Origin of the sequence: Janthinobacterium leeuwenhoeki (genome assembly GCF_051380795.1) — a bacterium.
In the GTDB taxonomy this organism is placed as follows: Bacteria; Pseudomonadota; Gammaproteobacteria; order Burkholderiales; family Burkholderiaceae_D; genus Janthinobacterium.
The window spans coordinates 1-19020 of record NZ_JBNYXT010000044.1; the positions used below are offsets into that span (position 1 = coordinate 1).

15 protein-coding genes and 2 tRNA genes are annotated in these 19020 nt (G+C 60.8%); 13 read left to right on the forward strand and 4 right to left on the reverse strand.

All coding sequences use genetic code 11. The features are described 5' to 3' along the window. The first annotated feature begins 312 nt into the window (after positions 1-312). The 4 genes from carA (at position 313) to ACQ4WS_RS23095 (ending at position 5803) form a co-directional block, all read left to right on the forward strand. Positions 313-1491, forward strand: coding sequence for a glutamine-hydrolyzing carbamoyl-phosphate synthase small subunit (gene carA, locus ACQ4WS_RS23080; RefSeq protein WP_436479348.1), 1179 nt, complete (start codon positions 313-315; stop codon positions 1489-1491). Beyond that, on the forward strand, positions 1484-4714 hold the full coding sequence (gene carB / locus ACQ4WS_RS23085; protein WP_077402818.1) for a carbamoyl-phosphate synthase large subunit: 3231 nt from the start codon (positions 1484-1486) through the stop codon (positions 4712-4714). The genes carA and carB overlap by 8 nt, the downstream gene beginning before the upstream one ends. 163 nt (positions 4715-4877) lie before the next feature. Further along, complete coding sequence (greA, locus tag ACQ4WS_RS23090; protein ID WP_034757428.1) at positions 4878-5354, forward strand: transcription elongation factor GreA; 477 nt, start codon at positions 4878-4880, stop codon at positions 5352-5354. After that, positions 5354-5803: a DUF4149 domain-containing protein gene (locus tag ACQ4WS_RS23095; protein WP_436479349.1), complete on the forward strand. Its 450-nt coding sequence runs from the start codon at positions 5354-5356 to the stop codon at positions 5801-5803. Before greA ends, ACQ4WS_RS23095 begins: the two co-directional genes overlap by 1 nt. Positions 5804-5967: 164 nt before the next feature. Here ACQ4WS_RS23095 and ACQ4WS_RS23100 read toward each other — a convergent pair whose 3' ends face one another. After that, positions 5968-6438, reverse strand: a complete 471-nt coding sequence (locus ACQ4WS_RS23100; protein ID WP_010397237.1) for a YhbY family RNA-binding protein — start codon at positions 6436-6438, stop codon at positions 5968-5970. Between the two features lie 42 nt (positions 6439-6480). Between ACQ4WS_RS23100 and ACQ4WS_RS23105 the strand changes: the two genes are divergently transcribed. The 6 genes from ACQ4WS_RS23105 to ACQ4WS_RS23130 all read left to right on the forward strand — a co-directional run bounded on the left by ACQ4WS_RS23105 (position 6481) and on the right by ACQ4WS_RS23130 (position 11939). Beyond that, a complete protein-coding gene (locus tag ACQ4WS_RS23105) occupies positions 6481-7164 on the forward strand; it encodes an RlmE family RNA methyltransferase (RefSeq protein ID WP_436479350.1) in 684 nt (227 codons plus the stop codon). 202 nt (positions 7165-7366) lie between these two features. Next, positions 7367-9250: an ATP-dependent zinc metalloprotease FtsH gene (gene ftsH, locus ACQ4WS_RS23110; RefSeq protein WP_071077941.1), complete on the forward strand. Its 1884-nt coding sequence runs from the start codon at positions 7367-7369 to the stop codon at positions 9248-9250. Positions 9251-9354: 104 nt separating this feature from the next. After that, positions 9355-10188 (forward strand): dihydropteroate synthase, encoded by an 834-nt coding sequence (gene folP, locus ACQ4WS_RS23115; protein ID WP_436479351.1) that lies wholly within the window; start codon positions 9355-9357, stop codon positions 10186-10188. A gap of 39 nt (positions 10189-10227) precedes the next feature. Beyond that, complete coding sequence (gene glmM / locus ACQ4WS_RS23120) at positions 10228-11565, forward strand: phosphoglucosamine mutase (protein ID WP_436479352.1); 1338 nt, start codon at positions 10228-10230, stop codon at positions 11563-11565. Positions 11566-11693: 128 nt separating this feature from the next. Then, positions 11694-11770: transfer RNA gene (locus ACQ4WS_RS23125), tRNA-Pro, on the forward strand. A gap of 94 nt (positions 11771-11864) precedes the next feature. Next, positions 11865-11939, forward strand: a tRNA-Arg gene (locus ACQ4WS_RS23130). 84 nt (positions 11940-12023) lie between these two features. On the opposite strand, the gene ACQ4WS_RS23135 is transcribed toward ACQ4WS_RS23130, so the two are convergent. The 3 genes from ACQ4WS_RS23135 to ACQ4WS_RS23145 form a co-directional block, all read right to left on the reverse strand. Next, positions 12024-12203, reverse strand: coding sequence for a hypothetical protein (locus tag ACQ4WS_RS23135; RefSeq protein ID WP_436479353.1), 180 nt, complete (start codon positions 12201-12203; stop codon positions 12024-12026). A gap of 160 nt (positions 12204-12363) precedes the next feature. Then, entirely contained in the window at positions 12364-12939 is a 576-nt protein-coding gene (locus ACQ4WS_RS23140) for a PEP-CTERM sorting domain-containing protein (RefSeq protein ID WP_436479354.1), read from the reverse strand. 306 nt (positions 12940-13245) lie between these two features. Continuing rightward, entirely contained in the window at positions 13246-13797 is a 552-nt protein-coding gene (locus ACQ4WS_RS23145; RefSeq protein ID WP_170909696.1) for a GbsR/MarR family transcriptional regulator, read from the reverse strand. 139 nt (positions 13798-13936) lie between these two features. Here ACQ4WS_RS23145 and cydD point away from each other — a divergent pair, with 139 nt between their 5' ends. From cydD to ACQ4WS_RS23160, 3 genes are all read left to right on the forward strand, one after another. Next, positions 13937-15631 carry a thiol reductant ABC exporter subunit CydD gene (cydD, locus tag ACQ4WS_RS23150; RefSeq protein WP_436479355.1) on the forward strand — a complete coding sequence of 565 codons (1695 nt, stop codon included), beginning with the start codon at positions 13937-13939 and terminating at the stop codon, positions 15629-15631. Continuing rightward, positions 15628-17307 carry an amino acid ABC transporter ATP-binding/permease protein gene (locus ACQ4WS_RS23155; RefSeq protein ID WP_436479356.1) on the forward strand — a complete coding sequence of 560 codons (1680 nt, stop codon included), beginning with the start codon at positions 15628-15630 and terminating at the stop codon, positions 17305-17307. The genes cydD and ACQ4WS_RS23155 overlap by 4 nt, the downstream gene beginning before the upstream one ends. A 130-nt stretch (positions 17308-17437) precedes the next feature. After that, positions 17438-19015 carry a cytochrome ubiquinol oxidase subunit I gene (locus tag ACQ4WS_RS23160; RefSeq protein WP_436479357.1) on the forward strand — a complete coding sequence of 526 codons (1578 nt, stop codon included), beginning with the start codon at positions 17438-17440 and terminating at the stop codon, positions 19013-19015. The last annotated feature ends 5 nt before the right edge of the window (positions 19016-19020 follow it).

Here is a 19020-nt window from a genome sequence, read left to right on the forward strand (position 1 = left end):
CTGGGATCTCAGCACTTCCTTGTCGCTCATCTGCGTCACCATGATTTCGTGCCCGTTTATCCCAAAAGGGGACATTACTACTTTGCACGAAGGGGACATTACTACTTTGGGCTAACATCCACATTTTCTTCCTTGTGGAAAAGCTTCCTTTTGGTTATAATTCAAAGGTTTAGCCAATCACACATATACCGTAGCGACTACCCATCCCCTCATTCAAAATGACCGTTGAAACACCCTGAGTGCATCTGGCTCGGGTAACTAGGCGGTCGGTCTGACGTGGCGCAGCTACGGTAACTTTATCAGGAGTTGCCCTTGCCGCCATTTTTTTCTGGCCCTGCCGTTCCAGCCATATTAGCGCTTGCTGATGGAACGATCTTTAAAGGTTTTTCGATCGGTGCCGCCGGTCATACCACGGGCGAGGTTGTTTTCAACACCTCCATGACCGGGTATCAGGAAATCCTTACCGACCCAAGCTATTGCCGCCAGATGGTCACCCTGACCTATCCGCATATCGGCAATACGGGCGTCAATCCGGAAGACGTCGAATCTTCCAAGGTACACGCCGCTGGCCTCATCATCCGCGATTTGCCATTGCTGGCATCCAATTTCCGTTCCACCCTCTCCCTGTCCGATTACCTGAAAGCTGAAAATATCGTCGCCATCGCCGGCATCGATACACGCAAGCTCACGCGCATCCTGCGTGAAAAAGGTGCGCAGGGCGGCGCCATCCTCGTCGGCACGCAAGGCAACGAGCCATCCGCCGCGCAAGCGCTGGAACTGGCCCGCTCCTTCCCTGGTCTGGCCGGCATGGACCTGGCCAAGGTGGTATCAAGCAAGGCCGCCTACGAATACCGCGAAACGGAATGGACCTTGGGCGAAGGCTATGGCCAACTGGCTGACGCCGACGCGAAATACCACGTGGTCGCCTTCGACTACGGCGTCAAGCGCAACATCTTGCGCATGTTGACGGCGCGCGGCTGCAAAGTCACCGTGCTGCCGGCGCAAGCCACCGCGGCCGACGCCCTGGCGCTGAACCCGGACGGCATCTTCCTGTCGAACGGCCCCGGCGATCCGGAGCCATGCGACTACGCCATCGCGGCGACCAAGGAGCTGATCGAGAAGGGCATCCCGACCTTCGGCATCTGCCTCGGCCACCAGGTCATGGCTTTGGCTTCCGGCGCAAAAACGCTGAAGATGAAATTCGGCCACCACGGCGCCAACCACCCGGTGCAAGACCTGGAAACGAAACAAGTCTTGATTACCTCGCAAAACCACGGTTTCGCAGTCGACGCGGCAACCTTGCCCGCGAACTGCCGCGTGACCCATGAATCGCTGTTCGACGGCTCCCTGCAGGGCTTTGCCCGCACGGACAAGCCGGCCTTCTGCTTCCAGGGCCACCCTGAAGCGTCGCCGGGCCCGATGGATGTTGCTTACCTGTTTGACCGCTTCATCAACTTGATGGCTGCGGAGGAGAAAAAGAAAAATGCCTAAACGTTTAGATATCAAAAGTATTCTGATTATTGGCGCTGGCCCGATCGTGATCGGCCAGGCCTGCGAATTCGATTATTCCGGCGCGCAAGCGTGCAAGGCCCTGCGCGAAGAGGGTTACAAAGTCATCCTGGTCAACAGCAATCCTGCGACCATCATGACGGATCCGGAAATGGCCGACGTGACCTATATCGAACCGATCACCTGGTCGGTCGTTGAACGCATCATCGCCAAGGAGCGTCCTGACGCCATCCTGCCGACGATGGGCGGCCAGACGGCGCTGAACTGCGCGCTGGATCTGTTCAACAATGGCGTGCTGGCGAAATACAACGTCGAGCTGATCGGCGCGTCGCCGGAAGCCATCGACAAGGCGGAAGACCGTTCCAAGTTCAAGGACGCGATGACCAAGATCGGTCTCGGTTCGGCCCGTTCCGGCGTGGCGCACTCGATGGAAGAATCGTGGGCCGTGCAGCGCACCTTGGGCTTCCCGACCATCATCCGTCCATCGTTCACCATGGGCGGTTCCGGCGGCGGCATCGCCTACAACGAAGAAGAATTCGAAACCATCTGCAAACGCGGCCTGGAAGCGTCGCCGACGAAAGAGTTGCTGATCGAAGAGTCGTTGCTGGGCTGGAAAGAGTACGAGATGGAAGTGGTGCGCGACAAGGCGGACAACTGCATCATCATTTGCTCGATCGAAAATCTGGATCCTATGGGCGTGCACACGGGCGACTCCATCACGGTGGCGCCTGCGCAAACCCTGACGGACAAGGAATACCAGATCATGCGCAATGCCTCGCTGGCAGTGCTGCGCGAGATCGGCGTCGACACCGGTGGCTCGAACGTGCAATTCTCGATCAACCCTGTCGATGGCCGCATGATCGTCATCGAGATGAACCCGCGCGTATCGCGTTCGTCGGCCCTGGCATCGAAAGCGACGGGTTTCCCGATTGCAAAAATCGCCGCCAAACTGGCCGTCGGTTTCACCCTGGACGAGCTGCGCAATGAAATCACGGGCGGCGCCACGCCGGCCTCGTTCGAACCGTCGATCGATTACGTCGTCACGAAGATCCCCCGTTTCACGTTCGAGAAATTCCCGACCGCCGATCACCACCTGACGACGCAGATGAAATCCGTCGGCGAAGTGATGGCCATTGGCCGTACGTTCCAGGAATCGTTCCAGAAAGCCTTGCGCGGCCTGGAAGTGGGCGTGGACGGCATGAATGAAAAGACCAAGGACCGCGAAAAGATCGAAGAAGAACTGGGCGAGCCTGGTCCTGAGCGTATCTGGTACGTGGGCGATGCGTTTGCCCAGGGCTTCACCTTGGAAGAAGTGCACAACCTGACCAAGATCGACCCATGGTTCCTGATCCAAATCAAGGAAATCGTCGACCTGGAACTGTGGCTGGACACGCAGAAGCTGGAAAACCTGGACAAGAATACCCTGTACAAGTTGAAACAGAAGGGCTTCTCGGACCGCCGCCTGGGTTTCCTGCTGCAAACGACCGACACGGCCGTGCGCCAGCAGCGTCATGCGCTCAACATCCGTCCCGTCTACAAGCGCGTCGACACCTGCGCGGCCGAGTTCTCGACCGACACGGCGTACATGTATTCCACGTACGACGAAGAGTGCGAATCGAATCCGACCGACAAGAAAAAGATCATGGTCTTGGGCGGTGGCCCGAACCGTATCGGCCAGGGTATCGAGTTTGATTATTGCTGCGTCCACGCGGCCCTCGCCATGCGCGAAGACGGCTACGAAACCATCATGGTCAATTGCAACCCAGAAACGGTTTCGACTGACTACGATACCTCGGACCGCCTGTACTTTGAGTCCTTGACCCTGGAAGACGTGCTGGAAATCGTCGCCATCGAAAAACCGGTCGGCGTGATCGTGCAGTACGGCGGCCAGACGCCATTGAAACTGGCGCTGGACCTGGAAGCGAATGGCGTACCGATCATCGGCACCTCGCCGGACATGATCGATGCGGCCGAAGACCGCGAGCGTTTCCAGCAAATGCTGCACAAGCTGGAACTGCGCCAGCCGCCTAACCGCACCGCGCGCACGGAAGCCGACGCCCTGGCGCTGGCGCAGGAAATCGGTTACCCGCTGGTCGTGCGTCCTTCGTACGTGCTGGGCGGGCGCGCCATGGAAATCGTCCACGAGCAACGCGACCTCGAGCGCTACATGCGCGAAGCCGTCAAGGTCTCGCACGATTCGCCCGTGTTGCTGGACCGCTTCCTGAACGACGCCATCGAGTGTGACGTCGATTGCATCTCCGACGGCGAAACGACGTTCATCGGCGGCGTGATGGAACACATCGAACAGGCTGGCGTGCACTCGGGCGACTCGGCTTGCTCGCTGCCACCGTATTCGCTGGCACCGGAAACTATTGAAGAACTGAAACGCCAGACGGCGCTGATGGCCAAGGGTTTGAATGTGGTCGGCCTGATGAACGTGCAGTTCGCCATCCAGAAGCAAGAGATCGATGGCGAAATGAAAGACGTCGTCTTCGTGCTGGAAGTCAATCCACGCGCTTCGCGTACCGTGCCTTTCGTTTCGAAAGCCACCGGTTTGCAGCTGGCGAAGATCGCCGCGCGCTGCATGGTCGGCCAGTCGCTGGCCTCGCAAGGCATCACGCAGGAAGTCGTGCCGCCATACTTCAGCGTCAAGGAAGCCGTGTTCCCGTTCGTCAAGTTCCCTGGCGTGGACACTATCCTGGGCCCTGAAATGAAATCGACGGGCGAAGTCATGGGCGTGGGCCTGACCTTCGGCGAAGCGTTTGTGAAATCGCAACTGGGCGCCGGCGTGAACCTGCCAAAATCGGGCAAGGTCTTCATCAGCGTGAAAGCGTCGGACAAGCCGCGCGCCGTGCAAGTGGCGCGTGACCTGGTCGAGTCCGGTTTCACCGTGGTCGCCACCAAGGGCACCGCCGCCGTGATCGCTGCTGCCGGCATCGCCGTCACGCCAGTGAACAAGGTGATCGAAGGCCGTCCGCACGTGGTCGACATGATCAAGAACCATGAAATCGTGCTGGTGATCAACACCGTGGAAGAAAAGCGCAGCGCCATCGTCGATTCGCGGGCCATCCGCACTTCGGCTCTGGCCTCGCGCGTGACGACCTACACCACCATCGCGGGCGCGGAAGCGGCTGTCGAAGGCATTCGCCATCTGGATGAGTTGCGTGTGTACGATTTGCAAGGTCTGCACAAGACCTTGAACTAAGTGCGTTTGCAGTGGCCGCCGTTAGGCGGTACACTGCATGCTTATCAACCACAGAGTTCCGTGCAGAGCAGCGCGCGGCCTCTGTGGTTTTCACTTGGTAAGTCCGTTAAACGTGACAAAACACGGGCGACGGCGCCGATAACTAGCAGATAGTAGAGATAACATGACCTCAGTCCCATTGACCAAATACGGCGCAGAACTCTTGAAAGAAGAGCTGCATCATTTGAAGACCAAGGAACGCCGCATCGTCATCGATGCGATCGCCGAAGCGCGTTCGCACGGAGATTTGTCGGAAAACGCCGAGTACGATGCCGCCAAGGAACGCCAGGCCTTCGTCGAAGGCCGCATCGCCGAACTCGAAGGCAAGCTGGGTGCAGCGCAAATCATCGACCCGACCGCGCTCGACGCGGAAGGCCGCGTGGTGTTTGCCTCGACCGTGAACCTGGAAGACCTGGAATCGGGCCAGAAAGTCACCTACCAGATCGTCGGCCTCGATGAAGCCGACTTGAAAATGAACAAGGTTTCCGTGACGTCCCCGATCGCCCGCGCGCTGATCGGCAAGTACGCCGGCGACGTGGTGGAAGTGCAGGCGCCGTCCGGCCCGCGCGAATACGAAATCCTGGAAGTACTGTACATCTGATGCTGAGCCGCGTGCGCATCCTCGTTGCCACCCTGTGGGCCGGCAGCCTGTGGACCATCGGTTTCATCGTGGCGCCGACCTTGTTTGGCACCCTGAGCGACCGCGTGCTGGCAGGCAATATCGCCGGCAGCATGTTCCGCGCCGAGGCATGGCTGTCCATCGCCTGTGCCTTGATACTGCTGGCCTTGCTGCAGTGGAGCCCCGGCGCGCTGGAGCTCAAGCGCCGCCGCTTGCTGGCAGCGCTGGTGCTATCGATGCTGGTGTGCGCGCTGCTCAGCCATTTCGGCATTTCACCGCTGATGGCCGAACTCAAGGCGCAAGCCCAGGGTTCATCTGGCATCATGGACGAGGCCATGCGCAGCCGCTTCGGCATGCTGCATGGCGTCTCGACCGTGATCTTTGCCGTGCAGAGCTTGCTGGCGGGTGTATTGATCTGGAAACAGCAGTAATTGTTTTAACCCCAGGGGCAAAAAAATCCGGGGTCAGACCCTGAGGGTCTGACCCCAGCCTTTGCTTTTGGGGTAGCTGTGATAAAAAAAGCGGAGCAGGGAATATCCCGTGCTCCGCTTCTTGTTTCAAGCCCGGCAGCCTTGCGGTTGCCGGGTGAACAGGCTTACTTGCTGCCCAGTGCGCTTTTCTTGGCGCTTTTCTGACGTGGCTTGGCACGCTTGATGGAACCGCCTTCAGTAACGCGCTCATTGCCCTTGATCATGACTTTCGTCACGCTGGGGCGCTTGGTGCCGCTGGCGCTGGCCTTGACGATGGTCACTTCGCGCATGCCTTTGCCGGCGCTGACCTTCTCCTTAACCACTTCTTTTTTCGGACGGTAGATTACCAGCAGTTTGCCAATATGTTGTACCGGGGCGGCGCCGAGATTGCCGCAAATCGTATCGTACATTCCGACGCGGGCTTCGCGGTCGTCGCCGAACACGCGGACTTTAATCAGACCGTGCGAATCCAGGCCAAGGTCGATCTCTTTGAGGACAGCAGGTGTCAAGCCCGCTTCGCCAATGATGACGATAGGCTTCAGCGCGTGTGCTTCGGCGCGCAGTGCGCTGCGCTCTACGGGTGTAAGTTTTAGCATAATAATATTTAGTAATTCCCTTAAAAGCAGTATTCTACGCGAATGGCAAAGAAGAAATTAAACAAAAACTGGTTGCACGACCACATAAATGATCCTTATGTGAAGTTGGCGCAAAAAGAGGGCTACCGCGCCCGGGCAGCATACAAGCTCAAAGAAATCGATGAAGACGAAAAACTGATCAAACCTGGCCAGGTGATTGTCGACCTTGGTTGCACTCCAGGCAGCTGGGCCCAGTACACGCGGCGCAAGCTGGCCGGCAAGGACGGCGGCGGGGTCAATGGTACCCTGATTGGCCTGGACATGCTGGAAATGGAGCCAATCGCCGACTTCCACTTCATCCAGGGCGACTTCCGCGAAGCGCGCGTGCTGCGCCAGCTGGAGGTGGTGTTGCAGGGCCGCAAGGTCGACGTGGTCCTGTCGGACATGGCACCCAACCTGTCGGGCATCGCCACGGCGGACGCTGCGCGCATGGAGCATTTGATCGACCTGGCCATCGAATTCTCGCAATTGCACCTGAAGCCGTCTGGCGTGCTGCTGGTGAAATGCTTTAAAGACATGGGTTTCAGCCAGATCGTGGAGAAATTCCGCGCTGAATTCAAGGTCGTGGTACAGAAAAAGCCCAAGGCCAGCCGCGATAAATCGTCGGAAATCTTCCTGATGGGCCGTGGAATCAAGAATCCGCTGAAAAATGCCGTGGAAGAAGATGATTCCGCCCTTGATATTTAAGCGGGAATCCGCACATGGGAACGAGAAGTGCAGTAGCGTCTGATGGCAGAAAAGCCTAAATTGTTTATACTGCATTTTTTTGCGTGAACGCGATTTTTTCGCGCGCACGGATCGGCGGGCTTTGGCACGGCCCGCTTATTGCGAGTAAAATCGTGTTTCTAGCTATAGGTAAAGAGATGCGCACTGCATCCAAGGAGTCTTCGTGAATAACATGTTTTCCAAATCTGCCATCTGGGTAGTCGTATTGCTGCTGTTGTTCATGCTGTTCAAGCAATTCGACAGTCATGGCGCCACAGGCGGCAGCAAGGCCATCGCTTATTCCGATTTGCTGGATGAAGTCAAAGCCAAGCGCGTCAAGGATGTCGTGATCGAAGGTTCGTCGATCACCGCCAAGCTGATGGACGACACCAAGGTGCGTACCACCGCAACCAGCCTCGACAAGGGCCTGATCGGTGACCTGCGCGACAATGGCGTGCATTTCGATGTGCGTCCGCCTGAGGAAGCGTCGTTCCTGCAAACTATTTTTGTATCCTGGTTCCCCATGCTGCTGTTGATCGGCGTCTGGGTGTTCTTCATGCGTCAGATGCAAGGCGGCGGCAAGGGCGGGGCATTCTCGTTCGGCAAGTCGAAGGCGCGCATGATGGATGAAGCCAGCAACACCGTCACCTTCGCCGATGTCGCCGGTTGCGACGAAGCGAAAGAAGAAGTCAACGAAGTGGTCGACTTCCTCAAGGACCCGAGCAAATTTCAGAAACTGGGCGGCCGCATTCCCCGCGGTGTGCTGATGGTCGGTCCTCCGGGCACGGGTAAAACCCTGCTGGCGCGCGCCATCGCCGGCGAAGCCAAGGTGCCGTTCTTCTCGATCTCCGGTTCCGACTTCGTGGAAATGTTTGTCGGCGTGGGTGCCAGCCGTGTCCGCGACATGTTCGAAAACGCGAAAAAGCATTCGCCTTGCATCATCTTTATCGATGAGATCGACGCTGTCGGTCGTCACCGTGGCGCCGGCATGGGCGGCGGCAATGATGAACGTGAACAGACCTTGAACCAGTTGCTGGTCGAGATGGACGGTTTTGAAGCGAACTCCGGCGTGATCGTCGTGGCCGCCACCAACCGCGCCGACGTGCTCGACAAAGCCTTGCTGCGTCCGGGCCGTTTCGACCGCCAGGTTTCCGTCGGCTTGCCCGATATCCGTGGCCGCGAGCAGATCTTGAACGTGCACATGCGTAAAGTACCTATCAGTACCGACGTGAAAGCCGATATCCTGGCACGTGGCACCCCTGGTTTCTCGGGCGCCGACCTGGCCAACCTGGTCAACGAGGCAGCCCTGTTTGCCGCACGCCGCAGCAAGCGCCTGGTGGAAATGGCCGACTTCGAAGATGCGAAAGACAAGATCTACATGGGTCCTGAGCGTAAATCGATGATCATCCGCGAGGAAGAGCGTCGCAATACGGCTTACCATGAGTCCGGTCACGCCGTCGTCGCCAAGTTGCTGCCGAAGGCCGATCCCGTACATAAAGTGACGATCATGCCGCGCGGCTGGGCCCTGGGCCTGACCTGGCAGTTGCCGGAACACGATAACTTGTCCGCCTACAAGGACAAGATGCTGGAAGAAATTTCCATCCTGTTCGGTGGCCGTATCGCCGAAGAGATTTTCGTGGGACAAATGTCCACCGGCGCATCGAATGACTTCTCGCGTGCTACCAAGCTGGCCCGTTCCATGGTGACCCGCTTCGGCATGTCCGACAGCATGGGCGTGATGGTCTACGAAGACAGCGAAAACGAAGGTTTCTTCGGTGGCGCCACCAAGACGATCTCGGAAGCGACCCAGCAAAAGGTCGATGCTGAAATCCGCAACATTCTCGACAAGCAATATGCTTTGGCGCGCACCTTGCTGGAAAGCAACCGCGACAAAGTCGAAATGATGACCAAAGCCTTGCTGGAATGGGAAACCATTGATGCAGAGCAAATCAATGACATCATGGCCGGCCTGGAGCCGCGTCCGCCGAAAGTCATCCCGCCACGCCGCAATGCGGGCGGTGATAGCGGCACGGGCGGCATCTCGCCAAACGTGACGGCACCAGCCTGATAACGGCCGCCCTGACCGGCGGCGCGTAATCAAAAGGGTAAGGAGCAATCCTTGCCCTTTTTCGTTGCCGCGCCAGTTTTTTCCTGATGACTACAAAGATTCACATGCGACACTATTTGCAATTCGGCCGTTTCGGCTTTAACCTGCAGGGCACGCAGGCGCTGGTGATGGGTATCCTGAACATCACTCCCGACTCGTTTTCCGATGCGGGCCAGTATCAACACCTGGAATTTGCCATTTCGCGCGCCGAGCAGATGATTGTTGATGGCGTTGACATCATCGACATCGGCGGCGAATCGAGCCGCCCCGGCGCGCCGCCGCTGCCGCTGCAGGACGAGTTGCAGCGCGTCATGCCGGTGCTGTACGCCTTGCGTGACTGCGGCAAGCCCCTCTCCGTCGACACATATAAACCCGAAGTGATGCGCGAAGCCATCCTGGCGGGTGCCGACATGATCAACGACATCAACGGTTTCCGCGCGCCGGGCGCCATCGACGCCGTGCAGGGCAGCGATTGCGCGCTGTGCATCATGCACATGCAAAACGTGCCGCAAATCATGCAGGACCAGCCGCAATACGCGGACGTGGTGCGCGAAGTCATCGACTTCCTGCGCCAGCGCATCGACGCCATGACGGCGGCCGGCATCGCCCGCGAACGCCTGTGCGTCGATCCCGGCTTTGGTTTTGGCAAGACGGTGGAGCAGAACTATGCCTTGCTGCGCGCCACGCGCCAGTTGCGCAGCGAGTTGGACCTGCCCGTGCTGGCCGGCCTGTCGCGCAAATCGATGATCGGCGCCGTGACGGGACGTCCCGTCGAGCAGCGCCTGGCCGGCAGCGTTGCCGGTGCGCTCGCTGCGGTAGCGCAAGGCGCGGAAATTATCCGTGTGCATGATGTCGCTGAGACCGTCGATGCCCTGAAGGTCTGGCGCATGGCGCACTGAACCTGTAAGATTCATTATAAACAACAAAAAGAGAAATTTATGACGCGTAAATATTTTGGCACCGATGGCATTCGCGGCCTGGTGGGCACGGCTCCGATCACCCCCGATTTCGTCATGCGCCTCGGTTATGCTGCCGGCAAGGTGCTGGCCAAGTCGCAATGCGGCAAGACACGTCCGACGGTGCTGATCGGCAAGGACACGCGCATTTCCGGCTACATGCTGGAAGCGGCGCTGGAAGCGGGCCTGTCGGCCGCTGGCGTGGACGTGATGCTGGCCGGCCCCATGCCGACACCGGCGATCGCCTACCTGACGCGGGCGCTGCGCCTGTCGGCCGGGGTGGTCATTTCCGCCTCGCACAATCCGTATCACGACAATGGCATCAAGTTCTTTTCCGGCCAGGGCACCAAGCTGCCCGACAGCGTGGAACTGGAAATCGAAGCGGCGCTCGACGAGCCCATGGCTTGCGTGCCATCGGACAAGCTGGGCCGCGCCAAGCGCCTGGACGATGCCCAGGGCCGCTACATCGAATTTTGCAAGGGCACCTTCCCGAACGAGCTGGACCTGCGTGGCCTGAAAATCGTCGTCGATTGTGCGCACGGCGCCGCCTACCACATCGCGCCGCACGTGTTCCATGAGCTGGGCGCGGAAGTCATCGCCATCGGTAACAAGCCCGATGGTTTCAACATCAATGCGGGCTTCGGCGCCACGGCAACCAAGGCGATGGCCGAAGCCGTCGTCGAGTACGGCGCGGACCTGGGCATCGCCCTCGATGGCGACGCCGACCGCCTGATCATGTGCGACGCCACGGGCCGCTTGTATAACGGCGACGAGTTGTTGTACGTCATGGTCAAGGACCGCCTGGCGACGGGCCCCGTGGCCGGCGCCGTAGGAACGTTGATGACCAATATGGCGCTGGAAGTGCTGTTCAAGCAGCAGGGCATCGGCTTTGCGCGCGCCAAGGTGGGCGACCGCTATGTGCTGGAAGTCATGAAGGAAAGAGGCTGGATACTGGGCGGCGAAGGTTCCGGCCATCTGCTGTGCCTGGACAAGCACACGACGGGTGACGGCATCGTCTCGGCGCTGCAAGTATTGTCCGCGCTCAAGCGCAGCGGCCAGAGCCTGCAGCAATGCCTGGCCGAACTGGTGCTGTTCCCGCAAACCCTGATCAATCTGCGCGTGGCGCCTGGTTTCGACTGGCAGAAAAATGCCGCCATGGTGGCCGAGAAAGAATTGGTCGAGGCCGAGTTGGGCGACACGGGCCGCGTGCTGATCCGCGCATCGGGCACCGAACCGCTGATCCGCGTGATGGTGGAAGCCAAGGACAAGGACCTGGCCGAATCGATGGCGCGCCGCATCGCCGATAAGGTCGGCAGCTGAAAATGCCCAGGGCGGCGTTGCACTGAACGTTTTCAGCAAGCCTCTTCAAGTAAGCGCCGATAGTTATTTCCATCTAATTCGTCTATGGCAATTGACGAAATTGGGTGGGGGCGTTATTATCTTGTCTTCGGAGTGTGGCGCAGCCCGGTAGCGCACCTGGTTTGGGACCAGGGGGTCCAAGGTTCGAATCCTTGTACTCCGACCAAAGTCATAAGCGGGCTGTCAGAAATGACAGCCCGTTTTCTATTCCGCACTGGCATTTCATTGCTGGCGCGCATGGATTAAAATACTGCACCTCTCCGCCCATCGTTCAACGGATAGGACAACGGTCTTCTAAACCGTGAATGGGGGTTCGATTCCCTCTGGGCGGACCAGTTTCATACTGGCCACGATCATGCCGCGGCAAGCTGCCGCAACATACCTCATCCTTCCCCTTCATTCGTTTTTCGCGCACCTGCTCAAGGCTGCGCAAACAGCACCAGGCTCAGCAAATACAGCAGCGGCACCGCGCACAGCAGCGCGGTGAATACTGATGCCATTTTCTTGTTGGCCAGCCGGGCCAGGCGCAGCCGCTCCCGCACGGGCAGATGCTGGCGGATCACGCTGCGCGCGCGTGGCTGAAACGGTTGTTCATGCATGAGTTTTCCCTCGTCGATCAGCAGTGGATGCCGTCGAGCATAGCGAGGGAAATCTAAAAATGGTGTAAAAAGCCGGTCTTGCTCCGCAAGCGTGGCGTAAAGATGCGGCTGGCATGCAAGGCGACAGCGGGCGCTGCTGCGCCGCTGTCGCTGATGATGCTTAGGATGCTTGCTTTCCCAGGCGGCGGCGTGCCAGGAAGCCCAGCATGCCCAGGCCGGCGAGCAACATCGCATAGGTTTCAGGTTCCGGCACGGCGGAAATGAAAGCCCTGTAGTTGCTCAGTTCCTTGGGCAGGCCCGACACCGTGAAAGTGGTGCCTGCAGCCAAGGGAGCGGCCCAGTGGAAGACCAGTTCGCCCTGGCCGAAGTGGATGGCCAGATAGTCATAGGCGGCCGCGCTCGTATACGAATTGACGCCGCCGCTGAAGCCTGCCGTGGTGCCGGCAGTGCAGCCCGAGGTGGCGTTGTCGCAATACGAGACGGCAGCGCCCAGGCTGGTGCCGAACACGCCATTGATATAGCCCTGGATATTGGATGGGCTTTGCGGCGTCAGGTTGCCGTCATAGTATTTCACCTGCAGTGCCGGAGCTGGCGAATAGGTGACGGCGCTGCTGTCAATGATGAAACCGCTGGCCGGACCCACATCCACCCAGGTGGCCGCCTGCGCCGCACTTGCCAGTACAGTCATTGCGGCCAGCATGGATGCCTTGATGGCAATGCTCTTTACGTTTTTCATGAAAATCCCCTTGTGCTTGAGACAGTCGCTTCATAGCGTCAGGACGCGCCCCTGCATGCCGGGGGAGTCATCCCACTACCCGTTTTTAGCTGTTTGTAGCTATTTCCTGCGCGTAGCGAGTACGCAAATGAAAGCGTACTCTTGATCGAAATTAATGCAATTTAAATAATTCTATTGGTTTAGTTGATAACATCGCATACAGCTATGTATGCTTGTGCTAGTGACAGTCAACATAACGTTCCGAAATGGCGTGACAAAGCGCGCCAGTTTGTGCTAGTGGCGTTTCGGCTTTGGGGGAGGGGGGCTTCAGTCGCTGTTGTTGCTGACGCCAAACAGGCGATCCTTGGCGTTGAGTAGCTTTTGCACCTTGGCGCCCATTTTCATCAGTTGCGCCATCGATTCGGGCGACAGGCGTTGCAAGTCGTCGAACCAGGTGTTGGCCAGGTCGACCAATTCATACATTTCACGCATGCGCTCCTGCGCATACTGGTCCACCGGTTCCGTGGCTGGCGCCAGCAGCGATTCGCGCAGCACCGTCAGGGTGGGCGCCACTTCGCGGCGGCGGCGCTCGGCGGCCACCACGCGGAAGATTTGCCACACATCGCCCAGCGAGGAAAAATACTCGCGCCGGTCGCCGGGAATGCGCGACTGGCGTATCAAGCCCCAGCCCTGCAACTCCTTCAAGCCGATGCTCACGTTCGAGCGCGAAAAACTCAGGTGTTCCGCGATTTCATCCGCGTGTAAAGGATGCTCCGCGACAAACAACAAGGCGTACACTTGCCCCACCGTGCGGTTAAAGCCCCAGCGGCTGCCCATCTCGCCGAAATGGCTGACAAAGGTCAGGATCAGCGGCGTCATTTGGATATGTTGAGTTTTCATAATTATCTGAATTTTTTCACGCCATACTCGTGGGGTCAATTGATATATGTCATGTTTCGCAGTATTATACAAAAAATCGAATTTACAGAAAATTCTGAAAACTCAAGAAGTATAGAAGATGCCGACCACGCCCTTGTCCTTGCCCCGCTTTATTCTTCCCCGTGCCGCCAGCCTGGCGCAGGGTGGTGCCGCCTTGTTGTGGCTGCCGCAAGCGGCCTTGCTGGCCTGGGCCGTGCAAGCCATGCTGGGCGATGCGCCCTGGCGCGCGGCCTTGTTGCCGGCCGCTGGCGTGCTGCTGCTGGGCGTGCTGCGCGCCAGCTGCGAAGCGTGGGGCGCGCGGCGCATGTATGCGGCTGCGCGCGCGCACCTGTCCACCTTGCGCGCCCAGGTGGCGCAGGCGCTGGCGCGCCGTTCGCCGCTGGACCGCCAGCGCGCCCAGTCGGGTCAGGCGGCCAGCGTCATCGCCGAGCAGGCCGAAGCCATCGTGCCGTATCTGGTGCGCTACAAGCCGGCACGCTGGAAAGTCATGCTCGTGCCGCTCGTGATTCTCGCCGTGGTAACGCCGTTGTCGTGGATCGCCGCACTGATCCTGCTCATCGCCGCGCCCCTGATTCCCGTCTTCATGGCCCTGGTGGGCATGGGCGCGCAAGCGGCCAGTCGCGCGCAGATGGTGGAAATGGGCAGCATGAACGCCTTTCTATTGGACCGCCTGCGCGGCCTGGCCACCTTGCGCGCCCTCGATGCCGTCGACGCCACGGCTGAACGGCTGGACGCCTCGTCGCAATCCGTGCGCCGGCGCACGATGGTGGTGCTGCGCATCGCCTTTTTGTCGTCCGCCGTGCTGGAGCTGTTTTCCGCGCTGGGCGTGGCCATGGTAGCCGCCTTCATCGGTTTCTCCTTGCTGGGCAGCATTAATTTCGGCACCTGGGGCCGCGAACTGAGCCTGGGGCAGGGCTTGTTCATCCTGCTGCTGGCGCCCGCGTTTTTCGAACCGCTACGCGAACTGGCCGCCGTCTGGCACGACAAGGCGGCCGGCGAAGCGGGCCTGGCCAGCCTGCACGACCTGGCCGCCGATGGCGTGCCCTTGCCTGGCGCCGGTGTGGCTGCGGCTACCGTCTCTCCCGCCGCCATGGCGGTGGCGCCGCCGCCCGCCGTGGAACTCCAGCAATTGCGCTTTGCCCACCCTGGCGAAGCGCCCGTGTTCGATGGTGTTGACTTGAGCGTGCGTGCCGGCGAACACGTGGCCCTGCTGGGTGCCAGCGGCGCCGGCAAGACCACCTTGCTGTCCCTGCTGGCTGGCTTGCTGCCCGCCAGCGGTGGCGAGATCCGCATCGGTGGCGTGCGCCTGACCGACAGCACCGTCAATACCCTGCGCCAGCGCATGGCCTGGATGGGCCAGCGCCCCCACGTGTTTGCCGCGTCCGTCAGCCAGAATGTGACCCTGGGCCGCGTGGGCGCGCATGCCGCGCAAGTGACGCAGGCGCTGCACCTGGCCGACCTGGCTGGCGTGGCGCAGGCGCAGCCGGCCGTGATGCTCAGCGATGGCGGGCAAGGCTTGTCCGGCGGCGAAGCCGTGCGCCTGGCCCTGGCCCGCGTGGCCCTGCATCCGCACGCGGACCTGCTGCTGGTCGATGAACCGACGGCGCACCTGGACAGCGAAACGGCGGCGCGCGTGACGGACGCCTTGCTGGCACTGGCGAAAGGCAAGACGATGATTGTCGCCACGCATGACCCCGTGCTGGCTGGCCGCTTGCAGCGCACGGTGCAGGTCGATGCCCAGGCGCAGGCGCAGAAGGAAGAGGCGCGGGCATGAAAACTTCACTCGTATCGCATCCCGTCCTGCGGCAATTGTTGCTGGCCCAGCCCGGCAAGCTGATCGGAGGCGCCTTGCTGGCGGCCCTGACGGCGTTGGCCGGCATGGCCTTACTGGGCTTGTCCGGCTGGTTCATCACGGCCACCTCGATTGCCGGCCTGCACGCTTCGACGGCGATCCTGTTTGACGTGTTCGGTCCATCGGCCGGCATCCGCCTGCTGGCCATCGGCCGCACGGGTTCGCGTTATGCGGAGCGCCTCGTCACGCACGACGCCACTTTTGCTGCGCTGGCCAGCATCCGCGTGCAACTGTTTCGCGGCTGGTCGCGTCCGGAAGCGGCCAGCCGCTTGCTGCGCCAGCCCGCCAAGCTGCTGTTCCGCCTGACGGCCGATATCGACGCGCTCGAATCACTGTATTTGCGCCTGCTGGTACCTGTTTTCACGGCCCTGTGCGTGGCCTTGCTGGCCGGCGTGGTGCTGGGCGTGATGCAGTGGCAGCTGGGCCTGGGCCTGGCCGCTTGGCTGCTGACCGCCGGTGGCGGCATCAGCTGGGTCGTGGCGCACCGTGCCCGCCGTCCCGCCATCGTGCGCTCGCGCGCCATCGAAAAACTGCGTTCCGGCACCATCGACCTGGTGGCGGGCCAGACGGACCTGGTGATGGCGGGCCGCATCGACGCCCAATGCGCCGCGCTGGGCCAGATCGACAGCTCGCTGGCGCAAGCCGATTTCGCCCTGCAGCGCCTGGAGACGGCGGCCGGCGCCGCGTATGGCGTGGCTGGCAGCGTGACCCTGGCCGGCGTGCTGCTGGCCGTGGCCGCGCTGGTGCAGCAGCAAATGCTGAACGTGCCGCTGGCCGCGCTGGCCTTGCTGCTTGCCCTGACGGCCGTGGAACCGTTTGCGGGACTGCGCCGCGGCGCGCTTGAGGCGGGGCGCATGCTGCTGGCCATGCGCCGCCTGGCGCCGCGCCTCGATAGTGAGGTAGCGCCGCCGCCCGTCGACACCGCACCGGGTCTGCGCCTGGAACACGTCAGCGCCGCGCATGCGGGCAGCCATGTCGCCATTTTGCATGACATTTCCCTGCACATCGCGGACGGCGAGCGCGTGGCCTTGATCGGCCCCAGCGGCGCGGGCAAGTCCACCTTGCTGGCCCTTGCCGCGCGCGAACTGGCGCCGCTGTCGGGCAAGGTGAGCGCGCCGCGCGCCTGCCTGTTCACGCAGAAGACGGAACTGTTCCAGGACAGCTTGCGCGACAACCTGCGCCTGGCCGACCTGTCCGCCAGCGATGCGCAGCTATGGGCGGCGCTGCAGGCGGCCGGTCTGGATGACGAGGTGTGTGCCTTGGCGGGCGGCTTGGGCACCATGTTGGGCGAGGGCGGCCTGGGCTTGTCGGGCGGCCAGGCGCGGCGCTTGGCGCTGGCGCGGCTGTTCCTGCACGAGTCGACCTTGTGGCTGCTGGACGAAGCGACGGAAGCGCTGAATGCGCAGACGGCAAGCGATGTCCTGCAGCGCCTGCGCGCGCGCAGCGACGGACGCAGCTTGCTGATCGCCACCCACTTGCGGCGCGAAGCGGCGCTGGCAGACCGGCTGGTCAGTCTGCGCGATGGCCGCATCGTGGGCGACGCGCGCCGGGGCACGCCAGCCTTCGAGACGGCCCTGGCCAGTTTGCGCGGCGATTGAAGAAGAACAGGGAAACAATAGGGGAGAGACAGGCGGCGCTGCCTGACAACTTTGCAACACCGGCGCCAAGCGAAAAAGCATCAGATAGATACCAAGTTTACACACAGTAGGGAAACACCAAGGAAATCATATGGACTTCGATATTGTCGCTTTATCCAGACTGCAGTTCGCGCTGACAGCTCTGTACCACTTTATTTTCGTTCCGCTGACGATCGGCCTGTCAGTGATCCTCGCCATCATGGAGACGGTGTACGTGATGACGAACCGCCCCATCTGGCGCGACATGACCAAGTTCTGGGGTGTCTTGTTCGGCATCAACTTCGCCATGGGCGTGGCGACGGGCATCGTCATGGAATTCCAGTTCGGCATGAACTGGAGCTACTACAGCCATTATGTGGGCGACATTTTCGGCGCGCCGCTGGCCATCGAGGGCTTGATGGCCTTCTTCCTGGAAGCGACCTTCGTCGGCCTGTTCTTCTTTGGCTGGGACAAGCTGTCCAAGCGGGGCCATCTGGTCACGACCTGGTTGGTGGCCATCGGTTCGAACTTCTCGGCCCTGTGGATACTGATCGCCAACGGCTGGATGCAAAATCCCGTCGGCGCGGCCTTCAATCCGCAAACCATGCGCATGGAAATCACGGATTTCGGCGCCGTGCTGACGAATCCCGTGGCGCAGGCGAAATTTGTGCACACGGTGTCGGCCGGCTACACGGCGGCGTCGATTTTCGTGCTGGGTATTTCCGCCTGGTATCTGCTGAAGGGCCGCCACGTGCAACTGGCCAAGCGCTCGATGACGGTGGCCGCCTCGTTCGGCCTGGCCGCTTCGCTGTCGGTGGTGGTGCTTGGTGATGAAAGCGGCTACCTGTCGTCCGAACACCAGAAGATGAAGCTGGCCGCCATCGAGGCCATGTGGACCACGGAGCCGGCGCCCGCCGCCTTCACGGCCTTCGGCTTCCCGGACGCGAAGGCGCGCGAGACGCATTACGCCGTGCACATCCCGATGGTGATGGGCTTGATCGGCACGCGTTCGCTGACGACGGAAATTCCCGGCATCGAGCAGCTGGTCGACCGCGGCGAGCTGCTGATCCAGGACGGCATCAAGGCGTATGACGCGCTGCAAACCATCCGCAGCGTGGCGCCAGGCAGCCCCGTGCCGCAAGAGGCGAAAGACATGTTCGAATCGAAAGGCCAGTCCATGGGTTACGCCTTGCTGTTGAAACGCTATGTCGACGATCCGCGCCAGGCCACGCCCGAGCAGATCCGCAAGGCCGCGCTCGATACCGTGCCGCCCGTGGCGCCATTGTTCTGGTCCTTCCGCGTGATGGTGGGCCTGGGCATGTTCTTTATCTTGCTGACTGGCACCTTCTTCATCCTGTCGACGCGCCGCACGCTGGACAAGCGCCGCTGGTTGCTGAAGCTGGCCGTGTTCGCCATCCCGCTGCCGTGGGTGGCCATTGAGGCGGGCTGGATCGTGGCCGAAGTGGGCCGCCAGCCTTGGGTCATCGAAGGCGTGCTGCCAACGGCCGTGGCTGTCTCTAACCTGGGCGCGACGACCTTGCTGATTACGATAGCCGGCTTTGCCGCCATTTATACCGTGCTGTTGATTATCGAAATGAAGCTCATGCTCAAGGCCATCCGCAAGGGGCCGGAAGAGCAGGCGCCGGCCCCCGTGCCAGCGGCCGCCGCCATTCATACTCAACGCGCCTAAGGAGG